The organism is Pseudomonas sp. EMN2 (assembly GCF_009650555.1).
Lineage (GTDB): Bacteria > Pseudomonadota > Gammaproteobacteria > Pseudomonadales > Pseudomonadaceae > Aquipseudomonas > Aquipseudomonas sichuanensis.
Genome location: NZ_VZZR01000027.1, coordinates 26,916 through 36,135, shown reverse-complemented (window position 1 = coordinate 36,135; position 9,220 = coordinate 26,916). Strand labels below are relative to the sequence as shown.

At 56.9% G+C, this 9,220-nt stretch carries 12 protein-coding genes; 5 read left to right on the top strand and 7 right to left on the bottom strand.

What is annotated here, in order from left to right:
- Positions 1–210: 210 nt before the first annotated feature.
- Together F6X61_RS10005 and F6X61_RS10000 are read right to left on the bottom strand one after the other, a co-directional pair.
- Positions 211–816, bottom strand: a complete 606-nt coding sequence (locus F6X61_RS10005) for a TetR/AcrR family transcriptional regulator (protein ID WP_153786492.1) — start codon at positions 814–816, stop codon at positions 211–213.
- A 9-nt stretch (positions 817–825) separates the two neighbouring features.
- Positions 826–1,266: a MaoC family dehydratase gene (locus F6X61_RS10000; protein ID WP_218575534.1), complete on the bottom strand. Its 441-nt coding sequence runs from the start codon at positions 1,264–1,266 to the stop codon at positions 826–828.
- 166 nt (positions 1,267–1,432) lie between these two features.
- Here F6X61_RS10000 and F6X61_RS09995 point away from each other — a divergent pair, with 166 nt between their 5' ends.
- The 4 genes from F6X61_RS09995 to F6X61_RS09980 all read left to right on the top strand — a co-directional run bounded on the left by F6X61_RS09995 (position 1,433) and on the right by F6X61_RS09980 (position 3,938).
- The gene (locus F6X61_RS09995; protein WP_153786491.1) at positions 1,433–1,816 is read left to right on the top strand and encodes a tautomerase family protein; all 384 of its coding nucleotides are present in this window, start codon (positions 1,433–1,435) and stop codon (positions 1,814–1,816) included.
- Positions 1,817–1,893: 77 nt separating this feature from the next.
- Complete coding sequence (locus F6X61_RS09990; protein ID WP_153786490.1) at positions 1,894–2,745, top strand: AraC family transcriptional regulator; 852 nt, start codon at positions 1,894–1,896, stop codon at positions 2,743–2,745.
- 49 nt (positions 2,746–2,794) lie between these two features.
- Positions 2,795–3,202 carry a DUF2000 domain-containing protein gene (locus F6X61_RS09985; RefSeq protein WP_153786489.1) on the top strand — a complete coding sequence of 136 codons (408 nt, stop codon included), beginning with the start codon at positions 2,795–2,797 and terminating at the stop codon, positions 3,200–3,202.
- Positions 3,203–3,320: 118 nt separating this feature from the next.
- Complete coding sequence (locus F6X61_RS09980; RefSeq protein ID WP_153786488.1) at positions 3,321–3,938, top strand: LysE family translocator; 618 nt, start codon at positions 3,321–3,323, stop codon at positions 3,936–3,938.
- A gap of 540 nt (positions 3,939–4,478) precedes the next feature.
- Here F6X61_RS09980 and F6X61_RS09975 read toward each other — a convergent pair.
- The 4 genes from F6X61_RS09975 to F6X61_RS09960 all read right to left on the bottom strand — a co-directional run bounded on the left by F6X61_RS09975 (position 4,479) and on the right by F6X61_RS09960 (position 7,230).
- On the bottom strand, positions 4,479–5,702 hold the full coding sequence (locus F6X61_RS09975; protein ID WP_153786487.1) for an amidohydrolase family protein: 1,224 nt from the start codon (positions 5,700–5,702) through the stop codon (positions 4,479–4,481).
- Positions 5,703–5,749: 47 nt separating this feature from the next.
- Positions 5,750–6,007: a DUF2790 domain-containing protein gene (locus F6X61_RS09970; protein ID WP_153786486.1), complete on the bottom strand. Its 258-nt coding sequence runs from the start codon at positions 6,005–6,007 to the stop codon at positions 5,750–5,752.
- 66 nt (positions 6,008–6,073) lie between these two features.
- The gene (gene cynS / locus F6X61_RS09965; RefSeq protein ID WP_153786485.1) at positions 6,074–6,544 is read right to left on the bottom strand and encodes a cyanase; all 471 of its coding nucleotides are present in this window, start codon (positions 6,542–6,544) and stop codon (positions 6,074–6,076) included.
- Between the two features lie 26 nt (positions 6,545–6,570).
- Entirely contained in the window at positions 6,571–7,230 is a 660-nt protein-coding gene (locus F6X61_RS09960) for a carbonic anhydrase (RefSeq protein ID WP_110993676.1), read from the bottom strand.
- Between the two features lie 112 nt (positions 7,231–7,342).
- On the opposite strand from F6X61_RS09960, the gene cynR reads away from it, so the two are divergent.
- Complete coding sequence (cynR, locus tag F6X61_RS09955) at positions 7,343–8,236, top strand: transcriptional regulator CynR (protein WP_153786484.1); 894 nt, start codon at positions 7,343–7,345, stop codon at positions 8,234–8,236.
- Positions 8,237–8,272: 36 nt separating this feature from the next.
- On the opposite strand, the gene F6X61_RS09950 is transcribed toward cynR, so the two are convergent.
- A complete protein-coding gene (locus F6X61_RS09950; protein ID WP_256671345.1) occupies positions 8,273–9,190 on the bottom strand; it encodes a DMT family transporter in 918 nt (305 codons plus the stop codon).
- Between the last annotated feature and the right edge of the window lie 30 nt (positions 9,191–9,220).

The following is a 9,220-nucleotide window of genomic DNA, read 5'->3' as shown; positions in this document are numbered from 1 at the left end:
CACCGGCACAGCCGGTGCCATCCACCGCGGCGCCTGCTTCGCGGCGGTTCGGCGTCCCGATAAACCCGCTCCCACAGAATGCGCGTCGCGCCAACAGGGCCCTTTTCTTGCCGCGTCTGCTTCGGGTCGTTAGCTGCCGGTCGTGAATGGCTACTTTCGACCCATGGCAGACGGTCACGTTAAACACAGCAGCGATTGGGCTGACAGGATTTAATCAGGCTTCCGATGTCTTGTGGCCGCTTGGTTGATAGCAGCCTCCATCGCTTCAATCCATAGGCTTTGCCCTACTGATTGAGCCAGCAACCGCGCCCCAATCATGGCAGCAAAAATCACCAAACCTTCGCTGTCGACATCTTTCGGCTGGGCTAAATCGACTCTGTCATCAGCTCTTTCATCCAAGAACTTATCCAGCAGACGCTTTGCACCAGTCTCGTAAGCTTCAGCACCTAACTGACTCACCTCCCCAGTAGATACACCTGAGGCAAAGGCCAAAAGCGGACAACGATTTTTGGCAGAGCTATTGCGAAGATACTGACGAACCAGAGCAGCTGCCCGGTTTTCAGCCGCTGCATCCGCTCGCTGGAACACATCGTCCCAAGCTTCAACAGATTGCTCGAATGCCGTGCAGAACGCTTCGGCAATCAAGGCATCTTTAGAGTCGAAATGTTTGTAGAAACCGCCCACGGTCATGCCATTGGCGGCCATGATTTGAGCTACTGAGACGCCCTCGACTCCAGCCTCACGGAACATACGTGAGGCTGTTTGAACTATCAGCGCTCGATTCTCTTTGGCTTTGGACTGCGATGAGCGTCCCACGGTGTCACCCTACTTTTTGAAGCTCAAGATCTTGGTCACCATTCGTTGCAAGATCTCGTTCCTCTGATTGGAAGTGATGCATTCAACCACCACAATTCCCCGATCTGGCTTTGATCGAGATGGCGTAATGCTGAGAATTGTACTGGTAACGCGCAACACGTCTCCAGGGCGTGTCGCTTGAGGCCATGCCATTTCCGCTCCTGCACCAATTATCCCCCGTGCAAGCGGCAGGCTCGCTACCAGTAACCGCATCGTGATGCCTGCGGTCTGCCATCCGCTTGCGGCAAGGCCCTGAAAGAAAGTGTCCTTCGCAGCCTCGTGATCCAGATGAAAAGCTTGGGGATCAAATTCCCTCGCATAGCGGATGATCTGCTCGGCATCCAGGGTGTAATGGTCGCTGAGGAATACATCGCCTACGGTCAAATCTTCGAGGTAGATGGGTTCTTCCATTGTTGGCTCCATTCGATAGGGGAAATGCGCTCGTTCGGTTAACGCTCTCTTGTCAAAATAGATTATGGTTACTATCTTATTTTGGCAAATCACGTTTTTCCCTTGCCATGTCCATCGCCGCAGACGTCACTGCCCACGCTTGTGGCAATCAGCAGGAGACCAGTCCATGCCGTTGGTTCGTATCGACATCAGAAGGCACACCGATCCAGAGCAGGTCCAGCTATTGGGCAGAATCGTGTACCAGGCTATGCGAGGCACGATCGGCGTTCCCGAGCACGACAACTTTCAGGTACTCACCGAGCACGATGGCAACCGCATGGTGAACGATCCGCAATATCTGGGTATCCAGCGTTCGGACGGACAGGTGTTCATCCAGATCACGCTCAACGAAGGCCGAACGACCGAGCAAAAGAAATTGCTCTATAAGGCCATCGCCACGGGTCTGAATGAGCAGGCGGGAGTACGCCTTGAGGACGTTTTCATCAGCTTGGTGGAAGTCAAAAAAGAGAACTGGTCGTTCGGCAACGGCATTGCTCAATACGCTGAGTAACCAGTACATCAATGAGGGGGTAGAATGGCTGCCTGGGTGACTGGCCCTGCATTGATGACTGGAACATGGGTACGCACATGACTCATCTCTCCGATAGCCAAATCGGAAGTGACTGGATCAACATCCGCCGCGACAATGAGACGGGGATTGAGAGTGTGCACGCCCATTTCCAAGGTCATGCCTACGACCCTCATGATCATGATGAGATGTTGGTCGGCGTGACTCATCAAGGTGTACAGCGTTTCAGTTGCAATCGCTCGACGCATACCAGTACACCTGGCAGGTCAATGTTGATCGAGCCCGGTGCCTTGCATGACGGGTTCGCACCTGAGCCTGAGGGCTTCACCTACGGCATGCTTTACCTTCCTCAGCGGTGGGTGTCTGACATGACAGATCGCCTGGGTGTGGGAGATGCATCATCACTTGGCGCGACCTTCCGCAATACGTTGACCGACGACGTACAGTTGCGGGATGTCATTCAACGTGCGTTTCTGGCTGTCCATCAAAATGAAGGCCGCCTGGCCAGAGATGAGAGCCTCGATAACCTCATGGAGGCTCTCTCCAAGCACCTTCGACCATCCCAATCGGACAAGGCTGAGTCCGCTCCGGTTATGGAAAGAGCCAGAGACTTTCTCCATGTGCTTATGGCGACTGATGTCAGCCTGGATGAGCTTGCCAGCTATACCGGCATCGACCGCTTCAGGCTTACACGGCAGTTCAAGCGGACCTATGGCCAAACGCCGCATGCTTATCTGATCAGGCTCAGGTTACGCGCAGCTCGGGCATTACTGGCCGCTGGAAAGCCCGCAGCAGAGGTGGCCGCAGAAGTCGGCTTCTCTGATCAGAGCCACATGGGTGTGTGGTTCCGGCGCGCTTACCGCCTCACTCCGGCTGCTTATCAGCGGTTGTGCACAAATCTAACAGACTGAAGCCTGCCATCGACTCCATCATCACTGTTCAGTTTTGAAGGAGTACGCAATGTTCGACACCAAAGTAGCAATCCTCGTCCGCAACGACCTTGCCATGTGGCAGAGGATGAACGTTGTCGCGTTTTTAGCCACCGGCATTCCATCGGCTGCACCCGAAATCATGGGGAAGCCCTACGTGGATGCCAACGGCCACTGTTACGGAAATATGTCCGGCCAGCCCATGCTGATTTTCGAAGCCAGCCTTGAGCAAATCCAGAAGGCCCATCGTGTCGGGCTGGAGCGCGAGTTGACCATGCTCCCCTATGTGTCCGCCATGTTCTCGACCGGCCATGACGAGGCGAACAGAACTGTGTTCCTTGCGGAGGACCCAGCCAGTATGGACTTCGTCGGTATCGCTCTGCGTGGTCCGAAGAAAGCCGTCGACAAGGCGATCAAAGGTCTCTCGCTCCATAAATAGTCCCTCAATGCACTTTGCGCTCAAGCCGCAACCCTAGTCGCGCACCGCGTAAGCGGCGTTACTTATTCTGAGTAGAACATGTACATCGAATCGACTTTACCTGCCTTCAGGAGCCAGTATGAGTCTGTCAACGCTAGCGGCTTTTTGGGCCTTTTCACTTCTCTTTGTTTTCACTCCAGGCGCTGACTGGGCTTATGCAATATCAGCGGGCATTCGTAACCGAGGAATTGGAGCATCCGTACTGGGATTGTTGGCGGGCTACCTGGTATTGACCATCTTGATCGCCGCAGGCGTAGGTGTTCTGGTTGCCAGCAATCCAATTGTGATGGTCATTCTCACCGTAGCGGGCGCCCTGTATCTGGCATGGCTGGGGTGCTGCATGTTGCGCAATCCGCCTGTTCCTCATGCCGACCATGAATCGGCAATTGATGGTAGTTGGATCACCTGGTTCCGACAGGGTGCGCTTGTCAGCGGGTTGAACCCCAAGGCATTCATATTCTTCCTGGCGTTTTTGCCACCTTGGACGTCGGAATCGGCTGTTTGGGGCGTTCCAGCACAGATCTTAGCCTTGGGGCTGGTTTATACGGCGAGCTGCTCGGTTGTCTATTCCATGGTGGGCTTCGGGGCGAATAAAGCATTGAGAACCCGTCCAAGTGTCGCCCGAATCGTAGGTAGGATTTCCGGCGCCATCATGATTGGCCTGGCGGTAATGCTTGTGATGCGAGAATTTTTTTGAGAGCGAGAAACGAAAGTGAACTTGCAGATGCTAAGTAGATATTTCGTGCGACCAGCCAAACAGAAGAGCGATATTTTTTTTCTCGTGATGGCAGCAGTGGTCGGGGCAGGAGCAGGCCTATTGATGACTGAAAAGATCTCAGTCACTGTAGGTATTTCTTTCTTCTTCTTTACCACGCTCGTGCTGCACTTCACATGGCGCTCGCCAGTGAGTTGCCGTACGGATGCGAGCTAACAGTTTGGTGCGGGCGTGAACGTGATGAAGTAGACCAAGACGTCCCGACTGCGACTGTTGGCCGTCATCTACGAACGGCAGCTTTGGGTCGAAAGCGGTCAATCACGACCGGCTGCTTTCGATCCGAAGCTGCCATTGCGATCGCGCTGCTCTTGCTCATTTCTCGAGGCTGGCGCGAACCCGCGCCCATAACATGTACTCAGGCAGCGCCGCTCTCGGTCCAGAGCCACCTTCCCGAAACTCAGCCAGTGCTCTTCTACACGCAGATAAATTGGCTTCCTTGACCACGAAATCTTCAAGATGCCCTCAAAATGCGACTGACCTGCGATGCTCAGCCGTTGCCACCACCTTGCCGCGCTTGAGCACCATCAACCGTGTCGGCAGGTCGAGAATGACATCGGCCACAGCTCGGCAATCGACCAGCACCAGGTCGGCATCATTGCCCACCGCCAAACCGTGGTGTTTCAACCCCAAGGCTTTGGCCGGGTTTGTCGTGAGCATCGACAGAACGGTGGCCTGATCATCCGCGCCGCCCAAGTGACACGCCGGGATGGCGAGTTGTGCAATGTGTAACAGGTCGCCTGTGCCATACGGTGTGAATGCGTTCCGAATGTTGTTGGTGGCCAGACAAACCGTGACACCGCCGTCGCGCAACGCACGCACAGGTGTCAGGGTGCGTCTTACATTGTGACTGTCACCCCGAGCGCCCAGGTGCAAGTCGGTGGCGGGCAGGCACATCACGCTGATGTCGGCCTCACGCAGCAACGCGATGATTTCTGCCTGCCGCGCTGGCGACACGGCGGCCAGGCTGGTCAGGTGCCCAACGCAGACCCGCCCTTGGTAGCCTTCGGCAATGGTTCGCCGTGCCACGTACTCGATGGTCATGTGCTCGGCGTCATCGGCGAAGTCCTGGTGCAAGTCGATGTCTTTGCCGTAGCGCTTGGCCAAGTCAAAGACGAAATCAATGTGCTCCTGCGGCGACACGTCGTTGTAGGGAATGCCGCCCACCACATCGGCCCCCATCTCCATGGCCTGGGCCATCATGGCCTGCATGCCAGGCAGCTTGAGAATGCCTTCTTGCGGAAAGGCCACGACCTGGATGTCGATCACCTCACGGAACTGCTCGCGCAACTCCAGCACCACTTCGAGCCCGGTGAAGCCTTGGGCGGGGTCGAACTCGGCATGGGCGCGCACATGTGTGGTACCGGCTTGAACCAATGCACGCAGCACCTGGATCGAACGTTCGCGGATATCCTCACGGGTCAGTGTGGGCTTCAGTTCGGCGGTGACGGCGATCGCTTCCTTCAAGGTGCCGGAACGATTGGCCTTGCGCTGCATGACGTTGGCTTTTTCCAGGTGCAGGTGGCCTTCGACAAAACCAGCAACAAGCACCTTGCCGTCGCCTTGGATTTCGCGTCCTGCCGTGGTGGTGATGTGTTGCGCGATCTCGGCGATTTTGCCTGCTTGCACAGCCACATCTACCAGTGTCTTGGCGTCGTCAATGCGTACATTTCGAAAGATAAGGTCCATCAACTTCAGTCCTCATGTTCAGTGCTGCAGCGCTGCGAAGGCCGGGCTCAGTTATTCGAGCAACCATTGCCCATCACGCGGTACTCAAGCACATGCTTATTGCCTTGAGAGTCTTCGTACGTCATGCGAGCGGGCACTACCTGGCAGACATCGGGGACCTCGCTTATGGAAATGACACGAGCTACATCGAGGTGCTGGGAGTAGCTGTACTGTTCAACCGGTACCTGCTCGACCTGTTGCTCAACGTCAGCAGCCATCGCCACGTTGCACAGCGCGCCGAGTATCAATGCGAACAACGCTTTCAATTTTGATCACCTTCAGGTTATGGCTCGGCCGCAAAATTGCGGCCGAGCCCATGTGTTGCAGCCAAATCAGAACGGTTTGGTGGGCAGGTATTTGCCATCCAGGGTGATCACTGCGCGCGAGCCGCCCTCGGGGTCTTCGACTTTCTTGATGTCCAGCTTGAAGTTGATGGCACTGATGATGCCGTCGCCGAACTTTTCATGAACCAGCGCCTTCAAGGTGGTGCCGTACACCTGCAACATCTCGTAAAAGCGGTAGATGGTCGGGTCGGTCGGGATACCATTTTGGATGCTGCCGCGCAGTGGCACGGTCTGCAGCAGTGCAATGCCGTCCGCGTCGAGGCCGAGCTTGTCACCCACCACCTGGGCAGCGCTCGCCGGCAACGGGTGCTGGCCCAACAGTGCCGCGGTGACGAACGCTTCGGACAAACCGGTGCCTTCGGTGATCTGGGCGAACGAGAGGTCTTTGCGGGCTTTGGCCAGCAGGATGACTTCGCTCAGGGCAAGGCGGGCGTTCTGGCTGATTTGCGATTGGATCATGGTGTTTCTCCTTGGTTGAAAGATGTTCAGGCAACGCGCTTGGGTTGATGGGAAACGGCGTGCACTTCGGGGTTGTCGGCGAGGGATACGAATGTGCCGGTACTGCCATCGAAGGCCTCGATCAGCCCGCTTTCGATGTCGTAGATCCAGCCATGCAATGTCACGCGGCCTTCTTCCAGGGCCAGGCGCACCGAGGGGTGGGTCTGGATGTTGGCAAGCTGGGCGATCACGTTTTCGCGCACCATGGCTTCGACCTTGGCCTGCGGGCCGAAATGGTTGCGGGCTTCGTTAACCACTCGGGCGGAATCGGCGTAGCGCAGCCAGCCGGCCACTGCGGGCATGTGGTCCAGGCATTTGCAGGTGGCGATGGCCGTCATGGCGCCGCAATCGGAGTGGCCGCAGATGACGATGTCGGAAACCTGCAAGGCCGCCACGGCATATTCGACCGAGGCCGATACGCCTCCAGGCTCGGGCCCGTAGGACGGCACGATGTTGCCTGCATTGCGAATGACGAACAGGTCCCCGGGTTCGCGCTGGGTGACCAGCTCCGGCACCAGGCGGCTGTCGGAGCATGAGATGAACAGGGCACGTGGGCTCTGCTGGCTGGCCAGATCCTTGAACAGTTTGACGCGCTCGGGATAGGCGTCTTTCTGGAACTTCAGAAACCCGTCGATGATGTCTTTCATGGCTGACTCCTTGAGTGACGCGATGTGTTGAAGCAAAGGTTACGCAGCACTTTGAATAAGGTAAAAGTCTGATTTATGATCAGGTTGATCAGATAATCTTATAGGTGCAGCCATGCTTGCCCGGCACATCCAGTACTTCATCGCAGTGGCAAACCACCTCAGTTTCACGCGTGCCGCAGCGGCCTTGCATGTGTCTCAACCGGCCTTGTCGCAGCAGGTCCGGCAGTTGGAAGAGAGTCTCGGCACACCGTTGTTCGATCGCTCTGGCCGGACCACGCGATTGACGGATGCCGGCGAGGTGTACCTGCGCTATGCCAAGCGAGCCGCGCAGGAACTACAGGAGGCAAAACGAGCCATTGAAGACCTCGGCGATCTGAGCCGCGGATCACTTCGGCTGGGGGTAACACCGACATTCACCAGCTACCTCGTTGGCCCGCTGGTTGAAGCGTTCCATAGCCGGTACCCGAACATCACGCTGGTGCTGCGAGAGATCGCTCAAGAAGCGCTGGAAGAAATGTTGTTGGCCGACGAGGTTGATGTGGGCATTGCGTTCGACAACGGCCATCATCTGGACCTGGAGGCCCAAGCGCTACTGGTCGAAACTCTCGCGCTGGTGGTCGGCAAGCATCATCCGCTAGCCACGACGGGCAGTATTGGCCTGGAGGCGTTGAACTCAGAATCGTTGATACTCTTGAGCGCCGAATTCGCCACGCGTGAGCAGATCGACAGCTACTGCCGCCAGCACAACATTCGCCCTCACGTACAAGTGGAAGCCAATACCATCAGTGCGCTTATCGAAGTGGTCAGCAGGACCACGCTCTCGACCTTGTTGCCGGCCAACATCGCCCTGGCTCACGAGCAGTTGGTCGCTATCGAGCTGGACCAGCAGCGCTTGCAACGCACTGCTGTTCTGATGCAACGAAAAGGGGTTTACCAAACGGCTGCAGCGAGGGCCTTTGTCGAACTGGCAAAGAAAGTGGCCAAGCAATTTGAGAAGCCAGGCTGATCCGCCTGCGCTGTAGGCTGCATCGCACTGCAGGGACTATCGGCCCGGCTCTTCTACGCCAGTCGAACGACGTCCCTGCTGCCCCGGCTTCGCTGTCAGCGTGACCCAGGCAACACCGCCCAGGGTGATCAGCGCCGATATTCCTCCGATCCACGAGATTTCCTCGCTGAGGATCAGCACACCGAGCATTGCACTCAGCACCGGCACCGAGAGTTGCACGGCACCTGCGCTGATGGCGGTCATGCGAACACGAACCCAGTACCAGATCGCGTAACCAATGGCCGATGCCAAGCTGCCTGACAGCACTGCATAGGTCATCCCCCAGGTATCGACACTCAGTTGTTCGCGCCGGACAAGCATCAGGATCAACGCAAGGGGAACGGCCCACAGGAAGCTGGCCGCCGTGTTGGATATGGGCGAATCGGATGAGCGGCCCATTAGAGAAAAGCCACCCCAAGCGAAACCCGCCACGGCCATCAGCGCAGCCGCGGCTAACGATGGCGCCGAGGCGGAGGGTGCAAGAAATGCAGCAATCCCGCCCAGAGCAATCAGGACACCCATTGAACTTGTGCGCTCTCCTTTGCAGTAGCCGTAAGAAATCATCAGCAACTGAGCCGAGGCGAACAGCACCAGCGCGCCTGCGCCCGTGCTGATATCGCGGTAAGCAAAGGAGAACGCAGCCACATAGGTGAACAGCAAGACGGCTGACCACCAGCCTGTCCGGCTGGACCTCAGTTTTGCACCCTGCAGCATCGCAATGATCAGCAGGGTCAGTGCCCCAGAAATCACCCGGATGGCCGTGAACGATGCAGCGTCGATGGCAGTGGTCTGGAATGCTGCTCGCGTCAGCAAGGAGTTGGCTGCAAACGCCACCATGGCGAGGGTAGTCATGGCGATAACAAGCATCGGTCCGTTCGCTGTGCCTGCGTCATGAGCACTATTCTTGGCATCCATACTTGCACCTCTTTCTTATTGTTGAAGTCG